This is a genomic window from Rhodoferax sp. (assembly GCF_030646845.1).
Classification (GTDB): domain Bacteria; phylum Pseudomonadota; class Gammaproteobacteria; order Burkholderiales; family Burkholderiaceae_C; genus Rhodoferax.
The window spans coordinates 18,504-38,853 of the sequence record NZ_JAUSLE010000024.1 but is presented as its reverse complement, the minus strand read 5'-3'; the positions used below and the strand labels follow the sequence as shown (position 1 = coordinate 38,853).

18 protein-coding genes are annotated in these 20,350 nt (G+C 63.8%); 17 read left to right on the top strand and 1 reads right to left on the bottom strand.

From position 1 onward, the window contains the following. The 7 genes from Q7T10_RS06560 to Q7T10_RS06530 form a co-directional block, all read left to right on the top strand. On the top strand, positions 1-667 hold a 667-nt coding region (locus Q7T10_RS06560; protein ID WP_304747018.1), incomplete at its 5' end, for an acyl-CoA dehydrogenase family protein. Between the two features lie 33 nt (positions 668-700). Continuing rightward, positions 701-1,360, top strand: coding sequence for a carbonate dehydratase (can, locus tag Q7T10_RS06555; RefSeq protein WP_304747017.1), 660 nt, complete (start codon positions 701-703; stop codon positions 1,358-1,360). 24 nt (positions 1,361-1,384) lie between these two features. Further along, complete coding sequence (gene aceK, locus Q7T10_RS06550; RefSeq protein ID WP_304747020.1) at positions 1,385-3,211, top strand: bifunctional isocitrate dehydrogenase kinase/phosphatase; 1,827 nt, start codon at positions 1,385-1,387, stop codon at positions 3,209-3,211. A gap of 44 nt (positions 3,212-3,255) precedes the next feature. Then, positions 3,256-4,437 (top strand): acetyl-CoA C-acyltransferase, encoded by a 1,182-nt coding sequence (locus tag Q7T10_RS06545; protein ID WP_304747016.1) that lies wholly within the window; start codon positions 3,256-3,258, stop codon positions 4,435-4,437. Between the two features lie 85 nt (positions 4,438-4,522). Further along, complete coding sequence (locus Q7T10_RS06540; protein WP_304747015.1) at positions 4,523-5,653, top strand: acyl-CoA dehydrogenase family protein; 1,131 nt, start codon at positions 4,523-4,525, stop codon at positions 5,651-5,653. A 13-nt stretch (positions 5,654-5,666) separates the two neighbouring features. Further along, complete coding sequence (locus tag Q7T10_RS06535; protein WP_304747014.1) at positions 5,667-6,092, top strand: rhodanese-like domain-containing protein; 426 nt, start codon at positions 5,667-5,669, stop codon at positions 6,090-6,092. Positions 6,093-6,150: 58 nt separating this feature from the next. Beyond that, positions 6,151-6,813, top strand: coding sequence for an HAD family phosphatase (locus Q7T10_RS06530; RefSeq protein WP_304747013.1), 663 nt, complete (start codon positions 6,151-6,153; stop codon positions 6,811-6,813). A gap of 409 nt (positions 6,814-7,222) precedes the next feature. On the opposite strand, the gene Q7T10_RS06525 is transcribed toward Q7T10_RS06530, so the two are convergent. Beyond that, positions 7,223-8,287, bottom strand: coding sequence for an AraC family transcriptional regulator (locus Q7T10_RS06525; RefSeq protein WP_304747012.1), 1,065 nt, complete (start codon positions 8,285-8,287; stop codon positions 7,223-7,225). A 122-nt stretch (positions 8,288-8,409) separates the two neighbouring features. On the opposite strand from Q7T10_RS06525, the gene Q7T10_RS06520 reads away from it, so the two are divergent. From Q7T10_RS06520 to Q7T10_RS06475, 10 genes are all read left to right on the top strand, one after another. Further along, positions 8,410-10,146, top strand: coding sequence for an AMP-binding protein (locus tag Q7T10_RS06520; RefSeq protein ID WP_304747011.1), 1,737 nt, complete (start codon positions 8,410-8,412; stop codon positions 10,144-10,146). Positions 10,147-10,156: 10 nt separating this feature from the next. Then, positions 10,157-11,779, top strand: coding sequence for a carboxyl transferase domain-containing protein (locus tag Q7T10_RS06515; RefSeq protein WP_304747010.1), 1,623 nt, complete (start codon positions 10,157-10,159; stop codon positions 11,777-11,779). 74 nt (positions 11,780-11,853) lie between these two features. Beyond that, positions 11,854-12,462, top strand: coding sequence for a DUF4126 domain-containing protein (locus Q7T10_RS06510; protein ID WP_304747019.1), 609 nt, complete (start codon positions 11,854-11,856; stop codon positions 12,460-12,462). Next, positions 12,463-14,484, top strand: a complete 2,022-nt coding sequence (locus Q7T10_RS06505; RefSeq protein WP_304747009.1) for an acetyl/propionyl/methylcrotonyl-CoA carboxylase subunit alpha — start codon at positions 12,463-12,465, stop codon at positions 14,482-14,484. A 55-nt stretch (positions 14,485-14,539) separates the two neighbouring features. Then, on the top strand, positions 14,540-15,460 hold the full coding sequence (locus tag Q7T10_RS06500; protein ID WP_304747008.1) for a glyoxylate/hydroxypyruvate reductase A: 921 nt from the start codon (positions 14,540-14,542) through the stop codon (positions 15,458-15,460). 33 nt (positions 15,461-15,493) lie between these two features. Then, the gene (locus tag Q7T10_RS06495; RefSeq protein WP_304747007.1) at positions 15,494-16,402 is read left to right on the top strand and encodes a hydroxymethylglutaryl-CoA lyase; all 909 of its coding nucleotides are present in this window, start codon (positions 15,494-15,496) and stop codon (positions 16,400-16,402) included. A gap of 1 nt (position 16,403) precedes the next feature. Next, the gene (locus Q7T10_RS06490; protein WP_304747005.1) at positions 16,404-17,141 is read left to right on the top strand and encodes a YbaK/EbsC family protein; all 738 of its coding nucleotides are present in this window, start codon (positions 16,404-16,406) and stop codon (positions 17,139-17,141) included. Beyond that, entirely contained in the window at positions 17,138-17,770 is a 633-nt protein-coding gene (locus Q7T10_RS06485; protein ID WP_304747004.1) for a 2-hydroxychromene-2-carboxylate isomerase, read from the top strand. Before Q7T10_RS06490 ends, Q7T10_RS06485 begins: the two co-directional genes overlap by 4 nt. A gap of 29 nt (positions 17,771-17,799) precedes the next feature. After that, the gene (locus Q7T10_RS06480) at positions 17,800-19,626 is read left to right on the top strand and encodes a putative nucleotidyltransferase substrate binding domain-containing protein (RefSeq protein ID WP_304747003.1); all 1,827 of its coding nucleotides are present in this window, start codon (positions 17,800-17,802) and stop codon (positions 19,624-19,626) included. Beyond that, positions 19,623-20,279, top strand: coding sequence for a 3'-5' exonuclease (locus Q7T10_RS06475; protein WP_304747002.1), 657 nt, complete (start codon positions 19,623-19,625; stop codon positions 20,277-20,279). The genes Q7T10_RS06480 and Q7T10_RS06475 overlap by 4 nt, the downstream gene beginning before the upstream one ends. Positions 20,280-20,350 lie beyond the last annotated feature (71 nt).

The following is a 20,350-nucleotide window of genomic DNA, read 5'->3' as shown; positions in this document are numbered from 1 at the left end:
GGTGGTCTACGCCAAGAGCGAGCCGGAGCTCGGCGCGCGCGGTGTCACCGCCTTCCTGATCGAAAAAGGCATGAAGGGTTTCTCGGTGGCGCAAAAGCTCGACAAGCTGGGCATGCGCGGCTCCCATACCGGCGAGCTGGTGTTCAACAACGTGGAGGTGCCGGCGCAGAACATTCTGGGCGGCCTGAACGGCGGCGCCAAGGTGCTGATGAGCGGGCTGGACTATGAACGTGCCGTGCTCACCGGCGGGCCGCTGGGCATCATGCAGTCGGTGATGGACAACGTCATTCCCTATATTCACGACCGCAAGCAGTTTGGCCAGAGCATTGGCGAATTCCAGCTGATCCAGGGCAAGGTGGCGGACATGTACACCGTGCTGCAGGCCGGGCGCTCCTTTGCCTACACCGTCGCCAAGAACCTGGACCTGCTCGGTGTCGAGCATGTGCGTCAGGTTCGCAAGGACTGCGCCTCGGTCATTTTGTGGACGGCCGAGAAAGCCACCTGGATGGCGGGCGAGGGCGTGCAGATTTTTGGTGGCAACGGCTACATCAACGAGTACCCGCTGGGTCGCCTGTGGCGTGATGCCAAGCTGTATGAAATCGGTGCCGGCACCAGCGAAATCCGCCGCATGCTGATTGGACGCGAGTTGTTTGCGGAAACCATGTAGCCCGATTGATCGGGGCAGGCGAAAATACCTCTCATGACCACATCCCTTCAAGACCTCTTCACCCACAACCGCGCCTGGGCCGCCCAGATGGAGCGTGACCGCCCCGGCTTTTTCACCAACCTGAAAAGCCAGCAGCACCCCAAGTACATGTGGATCGGCTGCTCCGACAGCCGGGTGCCGGCCAACCAGATCACCGGGCTGGAGCCGGGTGAGGTGTTTGTGCACCGCAATGTTGCCAATGTGGTGGTGCACTCCGACCTCAACGCCCTGTCCACCATCCAGTTTGCGGTGGAGCGTCTGAAAGTGCAGCATGTGATGGTGGTTGGCCATTACGGTTGCTCCGGCGTCCAGGCGGCACTGGAGGGGGCGCGCATCGGCCTGGCGGACAACTGGTTGCGCCACATTCAGGATGTGCGCGACCGGCATCGCACCCTGCTGGAGGCGATCCCTGAGCACGCGCGACACGACGCGCTGGTGGAGCTCAACGTGATCGAGCAGGTCATCAATGTGGCACAGAGCACGGTGCTGCAGGACGCCTGGAACCGCGGCCAGAACGTCACCCTGCATGGCTGGGTCTATGGTGTGCATGACGGTCTGCTACAGGATTTGCTGCTGACCGTGGCCGCCACCGAAGGGATGGATTCCCTCTATCGGGCTGCCATTGAAGGCATCGCCCACGCCAAACGGCTGTAGTCAGCTATAAAAATGGTAGCAATCATGTTCCCGCAGCGACTTGACTCCACCCTCGCCTACGACATCGCCAAAGCCATGATGGATGGCTTCAACCGCCACTACCGGCTGTTCCGCACCGAGTCAGGCCGTGCCAAGCATCGTTTTGAGACCGCTGACTGGCATGGCCAGCAACGCGCCCAGCGCGAGCGCATCGAGTTTTACGACCTGCGGGTGCGCGAGGCCTCGATGCGGCTGGAGCGCGAGTTCAAGGCCGGCGAGCAGCCCATGGACATCTGGCAGCAGATCAAGCTGCATTACATCGGCCTGCTGGTCAATCACCATCAGCCGGAGCTGGCCGAGACCTTCTTCAATTCGGTCACCACCAAGATCCTGCACCGCAGCTACTTCCAGAACGATTTCATCTTTGTGCGGCCGGCGGTCAGCACCGAGTACATCGAAAACGACGAATCCGAAAAACGACCGACCTACCACTGCTACTACCCCACGCGCGACACCATGTGCGCGGTGCTGATGCAGATGGTGAAAGACTTTGACCTGCGCCTGGCGTTTGACGACCTGCAGCGCGATGCCGACCTGGTGCAGGCCGCCATGGCCGAGCGGCTGGGCGATGCCAAGCTGCGCGCCAACTTCCAGATTCAGGTGCTCACCGGCCTGTTTTTCCGCAACAAGGGTTGCTACATCGTGGGCAAACTGATCAACGGCTTCAATGAGTTCGGGTTTGCACTGCCGGTGCTGCACAACCGCGCCGGCAAGCTGGTGATTGACGCAGCCCTGTTCGGCGAGGATGACCTGCTGATGCTGTTCAGCTTTGCGCGGGCCTACTTCATGGTGGACATGGAGATACCCAGCGCCTACGTGCAGTACCTGCGCAGCATGATGCCGCGCAAGCCGCGCAACGAGATCTACAACGCGCTGGGTCTGGCCAAGCAGGGCAAGACGCTGTTCTACCGCGACTTTCTGCACCACCTGCGCCATTCCACCGACAAGTTCCGCATCGCCCCCGGCATCAAGGGCATGGTGATGCTGGTGTTTGACCTGCCGTCCTTTCCCTACGTGTTCAAGGTCATCAAGGACTATTACCCGCCGCAAAAAGACACCAGCCGCGAGCAGATCAAGGGCAAGTACCTGCTGGTCAAGCAGCATGACCGCGTGGGGCGCATGGCCGACACGCTGGAGTACAGCGAGGTCGGATTCCCGCGCGACCGCTTCGACGATGCGCTGATTGCCGAGATCGAGAAGTTTGCGCCCAGCCAGCTCGAGATCAATGACCGTGATGGCGATGGCACCGTGGAAGTCATCATCAAGCACTGCTACATCGAGCGGCGCATGATTCCGCTCAACATCTATTTGCAGGAGGCGTTTGACGCCGGCGGCGCCAATGCCGCTGATCTCAGCCCCGCCGCCGAGCGGGCGCGCGAGCAGATCGAGCGCGGCGTCATCGAGTACGGGAATGCCATCAAGGACCTGGTCGCCGCCAACATCTTTCCCGGCGACATGCTGTGGAAAAACTTCGGCATCACGCGTCACGGCAAGGTCGTGTTCTACGACTACGACGAGATTGAATACATCACCGACTGCAACTTCCGCCGCGTCCCCACGCCGCGTAATGAAGAAGATGAAATGTCGGGCGAAGTCTGGTACAACGTCGGCCCCAAAGACGTGTTCCCCGAGACCTTCGGGCCCTTCCTGCTGGGCAACCCGGCCGTGCGCGGCGTGTTCATGAAACACCACGCCGACTTGCTGGACGTCGTCTTCTGGCAAGGCCACAAGGAGCGCATCCTGGCCGGACATGTGTTTGACGTGTTCCCGTATGAGCGCGAGAAGCGGTTCAACCCCGAGCAGATTGAGTGAATCCGGCCTTTTTTCTTTGACCCATTTGACAGGAGATCAACACCATGACTGATTCCATCGTTATCGTCGGCGCCGCCCGCACCCCCATGGGGAGTTTCCAGGGCGACTTTTCTTCCCTCGCGGCCCATGACCTGGGTGGCGCCGCCATCAAGGCAGCCATGGAGCGCGCCGGTGTGGCCGGCGACCTCGTGAACGAAGTGCTGTTTGGCAACTGCCTGATGGCGGGGCAAGGCCAGGCGCCGGCCCGCCAGGCCGCGTTCAAGGGCGGCTTGCCCATCAGCGCCGGCGCCGTCACCTTGTCCAAGATGTGCGGCTCCGGCATGCGTGCGGCCATGTTCGGCCATGACATGCTGCTGGCCGGCAGCGCGGATGTGCTGGTGGCCGGCGGCATGGAGAGCATGACCAACGCGCCCTACCTGTTGCCCAAGGCGCGTGGCGGCTACCGCATCGGCCATGACCGCATTTTTGACCACATGATGCTCGACGGCCTGGAAGACGCCTACGAGGCCGGTCGCTCCATGGGCACCTTTGGCGAAGACTGTGCCGCCAAATACAGCTTCACCCGCGAGCAGCAGGACCAGTTCGCCATCACCAGCGTGCAGCGGGCGCAGGCGGCGACCAAATCCGGCGCGTTTGCCGCGGAGATCACCCCGGTGACGGTCAAGGGCCGCGCTGGCGATACGGTGATCTCGATCGACGAGGGTCCCGGCAAAGTCAAACTGGAAAAAATTCCCGCGCTCAAACCGGCCTTCAAGAAAGACGGCACCATCACCGCCGCCAGCAGTTCCAGCATCAACGACGGTGCTGCAGCGCTGGTCATGATGCGGGCCTCGACCGCGGCCAAGCTCGGCTGCAAGCCGCTGGCGCGCATCGTCAGTCATGCCGTGCATGCGCAGGAGCCGAACTGGTTCGCCACCGCCCCGGTGGGCGCGGTGAACAAGGCACTGGCCAAGGCCGGCTGGAGCGTGAAGGATGTCGACCTGTGGGAAGTCAACGAGGCATTTGCCGTGGTGCCGATGGCGCTGATGCATGAGCTGGGGCTGAGCCACGACATCGTCAACGTCAACGGCGGCGCCTGCGCACTGGGCCACCCGATTGGCGCGAGTGGTGCCCGCATCATGGTCACCCTGATGTATGCCCTGCAGGCGCGCGGCCTGAAAAAAGGCGTGGCGACCCTGTGCATTGGCGGCGGCGAGGGCACTGCCGTGGCGCTAGAAATGCTATGAATTAAATAGCTGCCTGCGCAATGGATACGGGGGCCAGAGCCCTGTTTTGTATAAATATCTGCACGGATGCCTTCGAGCCTGACACATGCTGCTGACCCAAGACCAGGAAATGATCCGCGACGCGGTGCGCGATTTTGCCCAAGCCGAGCTGTGGCCGCACGCCGCGCGCTGGGACAAGGAGCACCATTTCCCAAAAGAGGCGCACAAGGGGCTGGCCGCCCTGGGTGCCTACGGCATTTGCGTGCCCGAGGAATTTGGCGGTGCCCATATGGACTACCTGACGGTGGCGCTGGTGCTGGAGGAAATCGCCGCCGGTGACGGCGGCACCAGCACCGCCATCAGTGTGACCAATTGCCCGGTCAATGCCATCCTGATGCGCTACGGCAACGCCCAGCAGAAAAAGCAATGGCTGACACCGCTGGCGCAGGGCCTGATGCTGGGCGCGTTCTGCCTGACCGAGCCGCATGTGGGCTCGGATGCCTCCAGCCTGCGCACCACTGCGGTGAAGAACGGCGACGATTACGTGATCAACGGCGTCAAGCAGTTCATCACCAGCGGCAAGAACGGCGATGTGGCCATTGTCATCGCCGTCACCGACAAGGGTGCCGGCAAGAAGGGCATGAGCGCCTTTCTGGTGCCCACCAGCGCGCCCGGCTATGTGGTGGCCCGCATCGAAGACAAGCTGGGCCAGCACAGCAGCGACACGGCACAGATCAACTTTGACAACTGCCGTATTCCGGTCGAGAACCTGATTGGCGCGGAGGGCGAGGGCTACAAGATTGCCCTGGGCGCGCTGGAGGGTGGCCGCATCGGCATCGCCGCGCAAAGCGTGGGCATGGCACGCAGCGCCTTTGAGGTCGCGCTGGCTTATTCCAAAGAGCGGGAGAGCTTTGGCACCGCCATCTTCAACCACCAGGCCGTCGGATTCCGCTTGGCCGAATGTGCCACCCAGTTAGAGGCCGCCCGCCAGCTCATCTGGCACGCCGCCGCCTTGCGTGACGCGGGACGGCCCTGCCTGAAAGAAGCCGCCATGGCCAAGCTGTTTGCCAGCGAGATGGCCGAGAAAGTCTGCAGTGCCGCCATCCAGACGCTGGGCGGCTACGGCTATGTGAGCGACTTTCCGGTGGAGCGCATCTACCGCGACGTGCGCGTCTGCCAGATCTACGAAGGCACCTCGGACGTGCAGAAAATCATCATCCAGCGGTCACTCGCCTAGCAAGGAGAACCACATGCCTATCACCAAGGGATATCAACAACTGGTCAGCGAAGCCATGGCCGTGGTCCGGACCTATTCGGTGCCGCAGACGCTGGCGCGGCTGAACGACCCGCGAACGCAGATCGTGGACATCCGCGATGTGCGTGAACTGGAACGCGAAGGCACGGTGCCCGGCGCCTTGCTGGCACCGCGCGGCATGCTGGAATTCTGGGTCGACCCGGCCTCGCCCTATTACAAGCCGGTGTTTGGCGACGAAAGCCGCGAGTTCATCCTGTTTTGCGGCGCCGGCTGGCGCAGCGCGCTGGCCGCCAAGGCGCTCCAGGACATGGGCATGACCAATGTGGCGCACATCGACGGCGGCTTTACCGAGTGGGTGAAGCAGGGCGCACCCACCGAAACGCTGGAAGCGCACAAGGCCCGGCGCCACCCCAAGGCCTGAGCCGGCGAGATTTTGATCAAATTGGCCTCCAACCCCCGTCGTATATGCCTGAGCAGCTATGAAATTCGAAGCAATCCTGTTTGACTGCGATGGCGTGCTGGTCGACAGCGAACCCATCGTCAACACCGTGCTGCGCGACATGCTGGAAGAGCGGGGCTGGGCCATGAGCGCCGAGGCGTGCATGCGCCACTTTGTCGGCCGCGCGGTGCGCGACGAACGGGTTGCCATCGAGGCGAACACCGGCCAGCCCCTCACCGAGGACTGGATGCAGCTTTTCTATGCCCGGCGCAACCGGGCGCTGGAGGCTGATTTGCAGGTGATTGACGGCGCGCACGCCGCCGTGGCCGCCGCGCACACCCACACGCGGCAACGCATTGCCTGTGCGTCCGGAGCGGACCGGTTCAAGGTCGAAATGCAACTCACCATGGTCGGCTTGATGGATTTTTTTGACGGCCGCGTTTTCAGCGGGCACGAGATGCCGCGCTCCAAACCCGCGCCCGATGTCTACCTGGCCGCCGCCCACCACTTGAACGCGCCCGCGCCGCAATGCCTGGTGATTGAGGATTCGGTGGTCGGTGTGACGGCTGGCGTGGCCGCTGGCGCCACGGTCTGGGCCTATTGCCCGCGCCCGGACGCCGCCGTCGCCCTGCGCCAGGCCGGGGCCCACCAGTTGTTTGGTCACATGGCGGAGTTGCCCGCGTTGTTGGCGGCAACCGCCTGATCGCGGCGCCTGGGGGCAACTGCCTGTTTGGCAGGCACCCGGCGGCAGCCCGCGCCAGCCATGGTCTTGCGGGGCTTGTACCGGCACCACTGCACAAGCTTGTCCACAGAAGCTGTGCATGAGCGGCGCCCGGCCTGGGCGGGCTGGCCCCACGCTCAGGATGGATAAAAATTAAAAATAATTTCCCCCGAAATGATCCAGGCGGCCCCTGTATCGTGTCTTATTTCTGGTATGGCGAAGTGCCATTTTTGGACTGACAAGAACAACTTATGCCCACTGCCTGTTTCGCGGGCACCGTGTTCCAGGCCGCGCCAAATATGGCTCCGGCGAGTTTTCCCTAGGGTGTTGCACACACTTGTCCACAGAAGCTGTGGAGTGGTGAGCAGGCTGTGCACAAAGCCAGAGCGACTCAGGCTGGCGGCAATGCCTTGCCCAATCGCCTGAACTGTGCTGGCGACTGGCCGGTCCAGCTCCGGAAGGCCCGAATGAAGCTGGTTTCGTTCTGGAAACCGGCCGCCTCGGCCACCTGCTTGATGGGGCGGGCGGTGCGCAGCAGCAGGTCCCGTGCGCGGGCCTGGCGCACCTCGTCTTTCAGGGCCTGCAGCGAGGCGCCTTCCTCTTTCAGCTGGCGGTGCAGCGTGCGCGGCGAGATCGCCAGCAGGGCGGCCAGCGCGTCCGCGTTATGGGTCTGCGCGGTGTGCGCGGCAAGTGCCTGGCGCACGCGCTGCACCAGCAGGCGGTCGCGCCGGTACTGCAGCACGGTGAGCGGCAGGGCGCGTTGCAGCATTTGCTGCAGGGCGGGCTCGTCGCGCCGCAGCGGCAGGGCCAGGTAACGCGCATCAAAACGCAGGCTGGCCTGCGCGGCGTCAAATTCGGTCGGGCCGGAGAACAGCACGCGGTACGCGCCGGCATGCGGCGGCGCTGCAAACGGGAACTGCGCCCGGTTGAGTGGCAGGCGCGAGTCGATCAGCCAGCAGGCCACCCCGTGGATGTTGCGCAAGACCGAGACCAGGCAGAACTCGCGCAGTTCGCCTAAGGATCGGTGTTCGGTGATGGACAGCGTGGCGCTGTCGCCAGTCACTGCCAGTTCCAGGGTGATGTCGTCGGCGATCAGCCCGTGGTGACGGCACCAGCGCTGCAGCGCCAGGCCCAGGCTGGGCGCGCTGATCGAGGCGCGCGCCAGCATGCCGTAGCTGCCCCAGGGCAGGCGGCGGCTGAACCAGCCCAGGGCCTCGTCGTCGAGTTCCTGCATGGCGGCGCCGGAGATGCGCTCCATTTGTGCCGCGGTGATGCGGGCGGCCGGGTCAGTCAAGTCATCTGGCGCAATTTGTGCCAGCGCCAGCGCGGCGCTCGGGTCTTTTCCCCGGTGCCTGTAGGCCAGCACAATCGCATTGACAAATGCCATGGGCGTCAGCGCCGGACCCGATGTCAGGCTGGTACTGGCGGGCGCGGAAAGAGGGGGGCGATCGGGCATGGGCTGGAGTATGTCGCCATGTGGCACGATTTGCAAACTTTGTGGCGCACACCGATGCGCACGGATCGCTATGCTTGCCTATTCAGCGGTTAACCGGGCGTGCGCCCGACTGGGGGAATGACATGACACCAACACCTGCGAACGCGTTGAGCGCGCCCGCCCTGACCTGCAGTTTGTCCAGCGGCGCCACCGATGTGCCCCTGATCGAGCAAACGCTGGGCGAATTCTTTGACGCCATGGTGGCGCGCCAGCCCGAGCATGAGGCGCTGGTGAGCGTGCACCAGCAGCAGCGCTACAGCTACCGCGCGCTGCAAACCGCCAGCAACCAGCTGGCCAGTGCCTTGCTGGGCCTGGGCCTGCAGCCGGGCGACCGGGTCGGCATCTGGTCGCACAACAACGCGCAATGGCTGCTGATGCAACTCGCCACTGCCAAGGTCGGCCTGATTCTGGTGAACATCAACCCGGCCTACCGCGTGGCCGAGCTCGACTACGCCCTCAACAAGGTCGCGTGCAAGGCACTGGTGACGATGGCCCGCTTCAAAACCAGCGACTATCTCGGCATGTTGCGCGAACTGGCACCTGAATTGAACACGGCCCTGCCGGGCGCCTTGCAGGCTGCGCGCCTGCCGCATCTGCGTACCGTGGTGTGGCTCGACGAGCCGGGCCAGACCCAGGAGGAGGCCGGTTTGATGCGCTTCTCGGCCCTGTTGGCGACGGGTGATGCGGCGGACCCGCGTCTGGCTGCGCTTGCCAAAACACTGCATGCGACCGACCCGATCAACATCCAGTTCACCAGCGGCACCACCGGCTTTCCCAAGGGTGCCACGCTGACGCACCGCAACATCCTGAACAACGGCTTCTTCATTGGCGAAGCCATGAAGCTCACGCCGGCTGACCGTTTGTGCATTCCCGTGCCGCTGTACCACTGCTTTGGCATGGTGCTGGGTAACCTGGCCTGCCTCACCCACGGCGCCACCATCGTCTATCCGAATGACGGCTTTGATGCCTTGAGCGTGCTGCAAACCGTGCAGGCCGAGAAGTGCACCGGTCTGCACGGCGTACCCACCATGTTCATTGCCGAACTGGACCACCCGCGCTTCAAGGAGTTCGACCTGTCAACCCTGCGCACCGGCATCATGGCCGGCTCGCCGTGTCCGATCGAGGTCATGAAGCGGGTGGTGAGCGACATGCACATGTCGGAGGTCACCATTGCCTACGGCATGACCGAAACCAGCCCGGTCAGCTGCCAAAGCAGCACCAGCACGCCGCTGGAAAAACGGGTGGCGACGGTGGGCCTGGTGCAACCGCATTTGCAGGTGAAAGTGATTGACCCCGCCACGGGAGAAACAGTGGCACCGGGGGTGTCAGGCGAGCTGTGCACCCGCGGCTATTCCGTGATGCACGGCTACTGGGAAGACCCGAGCCGCACTGCGGAGGCGATCGACGCCGAGGGCTGGATGCACACCGGCGACCTGGCGACCATGGATGCGCAGGGCTATGTCAACATCGTTGGCCGCATCAAGGACATGGTGATCCGCGGCGGCGAAAACATCTACCCGCGCGAGATCGAGGAATTTCTCTACCGCCATCCCCAGATTCAGGACGTGCAGGTGGTCGGCATCCCCGATCAGAAATACGGCGAGGAGTTGTGCGCCTGGATCATCGCCAAGCCGGGCCAGACCCTGAGCGAAGACGACGTCAAGGCCTTCTGCAAGGGCCAGATTGCGCACTACAAGGTACCCCGCTACATTCGCTTTGTGTCCGAGTTCCCGATGACCGTGACGGGCAAGATCCAGAAGTTCAAAATCCGTGAAGACATGAAGCAGCAGCTCGGACTGCAAGAAGACAAAACCGCCTGAAAGAAGTTCTATGCCCATCCTGGATACCAAACTCAACGCCCGCTCCGCCGATTTTCAGGCCAACGCCCTCGCCATGCGGGGTCTGGTCGATGACCTCAATGCCCAGCTCGCCAAGGTCGCGCTGGGCGGCGGCGAGGCGGCGCGCGCCAAGCACACCGCCCGCGGCAAGCTGCTGCCGCGCGACCGCGTGCAGATGCTGCTCGACCCCGGCACCCCGTTCCTGGAGCTGTCGCCGCTGGCCGCGATGGGCATGTACCCGGACCGCGATGGCACCGACAGCGCGCCCAGCGCCGGCGTGATTGCCGGTATCGGCCGCGTCAGTGGCGTGGATTGCATGATTGTGTGCAACGACGCCACGGTCAAGGGCGGCACCTACTACCCGCTCACGGTCAAGAAGCATTTGCGGGCCCAGGAAGTGGCGCAGCAGAATCGGCTTCCCTGCATCTACCTGGTGGACTCCGGCGGCGCCAACCTGCCGAACCAGGACGAGGTGTTTCCTGATCGCGACCATTTCGGCCGCATCTTCTTCAACCAGGCCAACATGAGCGCCGAGGGCATCGCGCAGATTGCCGTGGTGATGGGCAGTTGCACGGCCGGTGGCGCCTATGTGCCGGCCATGAGCGACGAGGCCATCATCGTCAAGAATCAGGGCACGATTTTCCTGGGTGGTCCGCCACTGGTGAAGGCTGCCACCGGCGAGGTCGTCACGGCCGAAGACCTGGGCGGCGGCGACGTTCACACGCGCCTGTCGGGCGTAGCCGACCATCTGGCGCAGAACGACCTGCACGCGCTGGCGCTGGCACGCCAGGCGGTGAAAAACCTGAACGCCAGGAAGACCCCGCCCATCGCGACGCACGAGCCGGTGGCGCCTAATTTTCCGGCACAGGAGTTGTATGGCGTGATCCCCACGGACACCCGCAAGCCGTTCGACGTGCGCGAGATCATCGCGCGCATCGTGGATGGCAGCGAGTTCGACGAGTTCAAGGCGCGCTACGGCACAACGCTGATTACCGGTTTCGCCCGCATTGAGGGCATGCCGGTGGGCATCATTGCCAACAACGGCATTCTGTTCAGCGAGTCGGCCCTGAAGGCCGCGCATTTCATCGAACTGTGCTGCCAGCGCAAGATCCCGCTGGTGTTCCTGCAGAACATCACCGGTTTCATGGTCGGGCGCAAGTACGAGAACGAAGGCATTGCGCGCAATGGCGCCAAGATGGTCACGGCCGTGGCCACGGCCAGTGTGCCCAAGTTCACCATCATCATCGGTGGCAGTTTCGGCGCCGGCAACTACGGCATGTGCGGGCGTGCCTACAGCCCGCGCTTCCTGTGGATGTGGCCCAACGCCCGCATCTCTGTCATGGGCGGCGAGCAGGCGGCCAGCGTGCTGGCCACTGTGCGGCGCGATGGCATCGAGGGCAAGGGCGGCGCCTGGAGCATGGAGGAAGAAGAAGCCTTCAAGGCGCCGATCCGCCGCCAGTACGAAGAGCAGGGCCATCCCTATTTCGCCACCGCCCGCCTGTGGGACGACGGCATCATTGACCCGGCCGACACCCGCCGTGTGCTGGCGCTGGGCTTGAGCGCGTCGCTGAACGCGCCGATACCCGATACGAAGTTTGGCGTGTTCCGGATGTAGCAGCCGGGGCCATGGACACACTCCTTCAACTCTGGCAGTCCTTCGCAGGCGTTGCGCAACGCAGCGCGTATGTCATGGACTTGCCCAGCCTGCTGGCGTTGGCGGCGGTGCTCGGCTGGGCCAGCGGTTTCAGGCTGTATGCCGTGGTGTTCATCACCGGCATGGCGGGTGCGCTGGGGTGGATGCCGCTGCCTGACGGGCTCAAGCTGCTGCAGCATCCGGTCATGCTGGCGGCGAGTGGCCTTATGCTGTTTGTCGAGTTCTTTGCCGACAAGATTCCCGGGGTCGATTCGCTGTGGGATATCGTGCACAGCGTGATTCGCATCCCGGCCGGGGCGGCGCTGGCGGCGGGTGTTTTTGGGGCTGACAGCGGCACGCTGGCCGTGGCCGCAGCGCTCATGGGTGGCACGCTGGCTGCCACCAGCCAGGCGGCCAAAACCACGACGCGCGCGGCCATCAATACCTCGCCCGAGCCCTTGTCCAATCTGTTTGCCAGCTTCTTCGAGGATGGGCTGGTCGTCGGTGCCGTGTGGCTGGCTTCCACGAGTCCGTTGCTCTTCGGCCTGCTGCTGGTGGTGGTGGTTGTGCTGATGTGGGTTGTCACCTGGCTGCTCATCAAGTTTCTCAAGGCGGCGTTTCGCCGTGTGTCTGATCTCTTTTCCGGTTTTCAAAAGGTTGCCTGAATGTTTACCAAAATACTGATCGCCAATCGAGGCGAAATCGCCTGCCGCGTGGCAGCCACAGCCCGGCGCCTGGCCATCAAGACCGTGGCGGTCTATTCCGATGCCGACGCCAACGCCAAACACGTCAGCGTCTGCGACGAGTCCGTCTACATCGGAGGCAGCGCGCCCAAGGACAGTTATCTTCGATGGGAAAAGATCATCGAGGCGGCCAAAGCCACGGGCGCCCAGGCCATCCACCCGGGTTATGGCTTTTTGAGCGAAAACGAGGAGTTCGCCCAGGCCTGCGCCGACGCGGGCCTGGTGTTCATCGGCCCGCCACCCTCTGCCATCAAGGCCATGGGGCTCAAGGCCGAGTCCAAGCGGCTGATGGATCTGGCCGGCGTGCCGCTGGTGCCGGGCTACCACGGGGCCGACCAGGACCCGGCCTTGCTGCAGCGCGAGGCCGACAGCATCGGTTACCCGGTGCTGATCAAAGCCAGCGCCGGTGGCGGCGGCAAGGGCATGCGGGCGGTGGACAAGGCGGAGGACTTTGCCGCGGCCTTGGCCAGCTGCAAGCGCGAAGCCATCAACAGCTTTGGTGACGATGCGGTGCTGATCGAGAAGTACGTGCAGCGGCCGCGCCATATCGAGATCCAGGTGTTTGGCGACACGCTGGGCAACTATGTCTATCTGTTTGAGCGCGACTGCTCGGTGCAGCGCCGCCATCAGAAAGTGCTGGAAGAAGCGCCCGCGCCGGGCATGACGCCAGCGCTGCGCCAGCAGATGGGCGAGGCAGCCGTGGCTGCGGCCCAGGCGGTGAATTATGTGGGGGCCGGTACGGTGGAGTTCATCGTGGAACAGCGCCCCGATGGCAGCATGGACTTCTTCTTCATGGAGATGAACACGCGGCTGCAGGTGGAGCACCCGGTGACCGAAGCCATCACCGGGCAGGACCTGGTGGAGTGGCAGCTGCGCGTGGCCAGCGGTGAGCCGCTGCCGCTGGCGCAGGACCAGTTGAAGATCACCGGGCACGCGATCGAGGCGCGCATCTGCGCTGAAAACCCGGACAACAATTTTCTGCCGGCCACCGGCACCCTGCATGTCTACGGCCTGCCCGATTGCGTGACCTTTGAGCGCAACAGTGGTGGCGTTCGCGTCGATTCCGGGGTGCGCGAGGGCGATCCGATTTCGCCGTTCTACGATTCCATGGTGGCCAAATTGATCGTGCATGGCGACACCCGCGAGCAGGCGCTGGCGCGACTGGACACGGCCCTGGCCCAGACCCACATCGTCGGGCTTAACACCAACGTCCAGTTCTTGCGCAACGTGGTGCAGAGCCGCTCGTTTGTGCAGGCGGATCTGGACACCGGGCTGATTCCGCGGGAAGAGGCGGTGCTGTTCAAGCAGGAGAAGGTCGGCCTGACCCTGGCGGTGGCCAGTGCCATCGCGCACACCCTGCTGCAGGAAAAGGCGGCAGAAACGCCATTGGCCGGTCGGGCCGTGTGGCTTGATCCCTGGGCCAGGCAGGATGGCTGGCACTCGCATGGTCCCGGCACACGCCGCTTCGACTATGAGTTTCAGGGCGTGACCCATGTCGTGCAAATGACCACGCTGCACGACGGTGCGCTGCAGCTCGATGTGGCGGGCGAGATCGGAATTTTTTCGTTTGTGCCGGTGACCGATGGCATTGATGTGCGGTTTGCGGCGCGGCGCCAGATTGTTAGTGTGTACAGAAAAGGCGATGTAGCCCACGTGTTTACTGCGAAAGGCGCTACACAAATCATAGCGATTGATGCGCTGGCCCATGCCGGTGACGCCGCGGTGGAGGGCGGCCGCCTGACGGCGCCGATGCCGGGCAAGGTGGTGTCGTTCGCGGTGAAGGCCGGCGACAAGGTCAAACGCGGCCAGGCGCTGGCGGTGATGGACGCCATGAAAATGGAGCACACGATTGCCGCCCCCATCGATGGCGTGGTGGCCGAGTTGCTCTACGCGCCCGGCGATCAGGTGACCGAGGGCGCCGAGCTGCTCAAGCTGGTGGCCTGATGAGGGTGCGGTCTGGTGCGAGGTGGCTTGGCAGGACCGGGTACCCTTGGCATCCATGAAAATCACATTTTGCTGCACCGATACCAAGGCCGAGCCCTGGCTGGCGGGTCTGCGGGCTGCCTTGCCTGCCGCCCAGGTGGAGCTCTGGCAACCCGGCGCGCCGCCTGCTGACCACGCCGTCGTGTGGGCGCCGCCACAACAGTTCTTTGACGAGCAGTCGCAACTCAAAGGCGTCTTCAACATCGGCGCGGGGGTGGATGCGCTGCTGAAGCTGCGGCTGCCGCCGCGGGCCACGGTGGTTCGCCTGGACGACGCCGGCATGTCGGTGCAGATGGCGGAGTATGTCTGCCACGCCGTGATCCGGCACTTTCGCGAATTCGATGGCTATGAGGCCGACGTGAAGGCGGGCAAGTGGTCCTACCGCAAGCCGCGCAGCCGGGCCGATTTCGCCGTCGGGGTGATGGGGCTGGGCGTGCTGGGAGAGCGCGTGGCGCGGGCACTGCAAGTGTTCGAGTTTCCGGTCAATGGCTGGAGCCGCAGCGCCAAAACCATCGACGGGGTGCGGGGCTTTTCTGGGGCGGCGCAGTTCAACGACTTTCTGCGTGCCACCAGAGTGCTGGTCAACCTGCTGCCACTCACGCCGGACACCCGCGACATCATGCGCCGCGAGACCTTGTCAAAACTGCAGCCCGGTGGCTATGTCATCAACGTGGCGCGCGGCGCGCATCTGGTCGATGACGACCTGATCGCCCTGATCGACAGCGGGCATCTGGCCGGCGCCACGCTCGACGTGTTTCGCACCGAGCCCTTGCCCGGTGACCACCCGTTCTGGCGTCACCCCAAAATCAGCATCACGCCGCACACCTCGGCGCGCACGCTGCGCGATGAAAGCATCGCACAGATTGCGGGCAAGATCATGGCGCTGGAGCGAGCGGAGCCGATTGCCGGTATCGTGGACCCAGTGCGCGGCTACTGAGGGTGGTCGCGCCATTCAATTGAGGAAACGAAGATGAGCATCCCTACCCGAGTCAAACTGGTCGATGTCGGTCCGCGCGACGGCCTGCAAAACGAGAAACAGCCGGTGCCGGCCGCGGTCAAGATCGAGCTGGTGCACCGCCTGCAGGACGCCGGTCTGACGGAGATCGAGGTGACGAGCTTCGTGTCGCCGAAATGGGTGCCGCAGATGGCGGACAACGCGGCGGTCATGGCCGGCATTGCGCGCAATGCGGGCGTCCGCTATTCGGTGCTCACGCCCAACCTGCAGGGCTTCGAGGCTGCGCTGAAATCGAAACCCGACGAGATCGTGGTGTTCGGCGCCGCCAGTGAGGCCTTCAGCCAGAAGAACATCAACTGCTCGATTGCCGAGAGCATCGAACGCTTTGCGCCCGTGGTGCAGGCGGCACGGGCTGCCGGCATCCATGTGCGGGGCGCCATGTCGTGCACCGTCGGTTGCCCGTATGAGGGCGTGATCGCGCCGGAGCGGGTCAGCTATCTGGCCGGGCTCATGAAGGGCATCGGCGTGCAGCACGTCGGTGTGGCCGATACCATTGGCGTCGGCACCCCGCTCAAGGTGCAGCGCGCCATGGAAGCCACGCTCAAGCACTACGATCTCAACGATGTCTCGGGCCACTTCCACGACACCTACGGCCAGGCCCTGGCCAACACCCTGGTCTGCCTGCAAATGGGGGTCTGGCAATTCGATACCTCGGTCGCCGGTCTGGGCGGCTGTCCCTATGCCAAGGGCGCTACCGGCAATGTGGCCAGCGAGGACGTGGTCTACCTGCTGCACGGCATGGGCATCGAGACCGGCATCGATCTGGACAAACTGGTGGATGCCGGCAAATTCATCAGCGATTTTCTGGAGCGCAAGCCCAACTCGCGTGCGGCCACGGCCATCCTGAACAAGCGCCTGAACTGATATGTGTGGGGCTGAACTGAAACCCTTGCCTGATGGCGTGCAGCGTGTCGCCGCCGCCTTGCAGGTACAGGGCCACCCGCATGCGCCGCTGATGCTGGATGATGCCGCGCGCACGGCGCAGCAGGCGGCGGACGCGCTGGGCATTGCGGTCGGCCAGATCGCCAAGAGCATCATCTTTCGCCGCAAGTCAGACGACGCTGCCGTGCTGGTGGTGACCTCGGGCGACCAGCGGGTCGACGAGAAGAAGGTGGCGGCCCTGGTGGGGCCGCTGGGCCGCGCGGATGCCGCATTCGTCAAAGCCAGCACCGGGTTTTCGATTGGCGGCGTGGCGCCCATTGCGCACGCAACAGCGTCCGTCACCTTGATCGACCAGGAACTTTTCCGCTTTGAGGAAATATGGGCGGCGGCTGGCCATCCGCATGGGGTTTTCAAACTGCGTCCGCAGGATCTGGCGCGCATGTCCGGTGCGCCGGTGGCAGATGTGGTGCAGGCCCCGGTGGCCGGGCAGCCGGTCGTTGCTCCTGAATCAATAGCTGCCCGAGCAATACTGGCGAGGGCTACAGCCGAAAATGTCTCATCCCCCTGTATTTCGGTCTGTCGCATGAGTGAGCTGACCGGTCTGTGCGAAGGGTGCTATCGCACGCTTGACGAGATTCGCGATTGGAGCAGCGCGGATGATTCAGCCAAGCGGGCGATCTGGCGCCACATTGAGCAGCGACTCACTGCGAGCCCTTCATGAAACACATCACCGTCTACCTGGATTTCATTTCGCCCTACGCTTATCTGGCGTTCGAGCAACTGCCGGTGGCCCTGATGGGGCACAGCTACAGCGTGACCTACAAGCCCATCCTGTTTGCCGCGCTACTCAAGCACCATGGGCAACTCGGCCCCGCTGAAATTCCGTCCAAGCGCGATTGGACTTACCGCCAGGTGCTGTGGCTGGCCCACACCCATGGCCTTGAGCTGCAGTTGCCCGCCAGCCACCCCTTCAATCCGCTGGCGCTGCTGCGGCTGGCGGTGGCTTGCAATGCGCGGGGTGAGCCGAACCGCTACGTCTGTGAAACCATCTTTCGCCATGTTTGGCGCGGTGGCCAGGAGGCCGCCGATGCGACCGGTCTGGAGGCGTTGACGGCGCAACTGGCCCCTGCCCGGGCGGCGCAGGATGCCACGGTCAAAGCCCAGCTCAAGGCCCATACCGATGAAGCCATCGCGCTGGGGCTGTTTGGCGTGCCGTCGTTTGTGGTGGACGGCAAGGTGTTCTGGGGTTTTGACGCGCTGCCCATGCTGCGGGCCTACCTGGCTGGTGACCCGTGGTTCGACAGCGGCTGGCCCGCCGCTGCAAGCGTGGCGCAAGGCATCCGGCGTTGAATGCATGGGCTTGATGATTGGTCCGATCTATGCCCAATGCTTTCAATTTCTCCGCCTCGCCGTTTGACTGCCTGAACCCGGACGAGCAGCGGCTGGTTCGCAACAGCGTTGACGTTGTCTATTTCCGCGAGGGCGAAACGATTCTCGACGTCGGCGTGGCGCCGACCCACCTCTTCGTCATCATCAAGGGCTACGTGACGCAGCTTGAGGGCAGCGAGGTGACGACCACCTATGGCCCGGACGACTGCTTCGATGGCCGGGGCCTGGTGGCGGGCAAGGTCAGCAGCCGTTTTGTCGCGGCCGAGGAGGTGGTGGCCTATCAGCTGGCGCACCAGGCGGTCAGTGACCTGATTGCGTCGAACGCCACCTTTGGCGCGCTGCTGTTCTCTGATCTCAGCAACAAGCTCAGCGCCCTGTCCGAGCGACAGAGTCAGCACGAGCTGCAATCGCTCACCCTGTCCCGGGTGGATGAGGCCTATCTGCGGCCGCCCCACTTTGTCGATGCCACCACCGACATTCTCTCGGTCGTCAAACTGTTTCAGGCGCAGCGCACGTCCAATGTGCTGGTGCGCGACACGCAGTCTGAGCCACCCCGCCTCGGCATTTTTACGGCTACCGCACTGCAGCGCGCCATTCTGGACGGCCGGCCGCTGGACCAGCTGGCGGTGGGCGAGTTGTCCAATTTTTCATTGATTGAAGTGCGGCCCTCCGACCAGCTGGGCGATGCCATGGCCGTGATGCTGCGCCGGCGCGTGCACCGCGTCGTGGTGGCGGAGGGTGAGCACGTGGTGGGCATTCTGGAGGCGCTGGACCTGTTCAGTTTCCTGTCCAACCAGTCCCACCTGATCACGGTGCAGATCGAGGAGGCGAAAGACCTGGCCGGCTTGAGTCAGGCGGCGGCCCGGATCACGCGCATGATCGCTTTGCTGTACCGCAGTGGCTCACGCGTTAACCTGATCGCCAAACTGGTGCAGCAGCTCAATGCCCGCCTGTTCGAACGCGCCTGGCACCTGATTGCGCCCGCCGACCTGGTAGCCAATAGCTGCCTGTTTGTGATGGGCAGCGAGGGCCGCGGCGAGCAGCTGCTCAAGACCGACCAGGACAACGGCCTGATCCTGCGCGATGGGTATGTGCCCCCCGACAACCTGGAAGCAATCTGCCAGCGCTTTTCCAGAGCGCTCAGTGATTTTGGTTACCCGGAGTGTCCGGGGCACATCATGGTCAGCAGTCCGCAGTGGCGCAAGAGCGCCGGCGAATTTGGTCAGATGACGCGCCAGTGGCTGCTCATGCCCGACGCCGACAGCCTGATGAAGCTGGCGATTTTCATGGACGCGCACACGGTTTGTGGCGACGCCGTTTTGCTGGAAGAGGTGCGGCGCGGCCTCATGGGGATCGCGGTAGACAGCGACGCCATGCTGAACCGGTTCGCGGCGGCGATCGATTTCTTTGCCAGCAGCACCGGCTGGTGGAACCGGTTGCTGGGCCTGGGTGACGCCGACCAGCAGCTCAACCTCAAGAAAGAGGGCATTTTCCCGCTGGTGCATGGCGTGCGCAGTCTGGCGCTGGCGCACCGCGTCACGGAAACCAGTACCACCGGGCGCATTGCCGCACTGGTGGCCGCGGGCCGGCTCGATGCGGACATGGCCACCGACCTGACGGACAGCCTGCACTTCTTCATGGGGCTCAAGCTCAAGGCGGGGCTGGCTGAGCTGGACACGGGCAAGGCCGTGACCGGTGCCATCAACGTCAGCCGACTCAGCAGCCTGGACCGTGACCTGCTCAAGGACACGCTGGGCGTGGTCAAGCGCTTCAAGACCCTGCTGCGTCATCGTTTCCATCTGGAAGCTGTCGCGTGACAGACCGGCTTTCATCGTCGCGCTGGTGGGGTGCGCTCAAGCGCGAGTGGCTGCTCTACCACCTGGGCGACCCGGCATTTCGCTTCATGTTTGACCCGCCGCCCGCCAATGAGTGGGTGTCGCTGGACTGCGAGACCACGGGGCTGAATGTGCGCACCGACGAGATCATCTCGATTGGGGCGGTGCGCATTGTGGGCAATCGCATCATGACCAGTGAGCGGCTGGAGTTGCTGGTGCGGCCTGAGCGTGGTGTTACGGCCGGGAGTGTGCCGATCCATCGCCTGCGTGAACGCGACGTGGCGCAAGGCCTGCCCGTTCTTGACGCGGTGAAGCGCCTGATGCATTTCATCGGCAGTCGGCCCCTGGTGGGCTACTACCTGGAATTTGACGTGGCCATGCTCAACCGGGCCATCTGGCCCTTGTTGGGGCAGGGCCTGCCGCAACCCAAAATCGAGGTGTCGATCCTGTACTACGACTACAAGTTCAGGCAGCTGCCGGCGTATCAGCAGCAGGCCAATGCCAACATTGACCTGCGCTTCGCCACCTTGATGAATGACCTGGGCCTGCCCCTGCGCGATGCGCACGATGCCCTCAACGACGCGGTGATGGCGGCGCTGGCGTTCATCAAGCTCCGTCACTTGCGTGCTGCCTGACGCCTGACTCCCGAAAAAAAACCGGGCACATGGCCCGGTTGATGTCTTCTAGAACGCGTACCCGCAGGCCG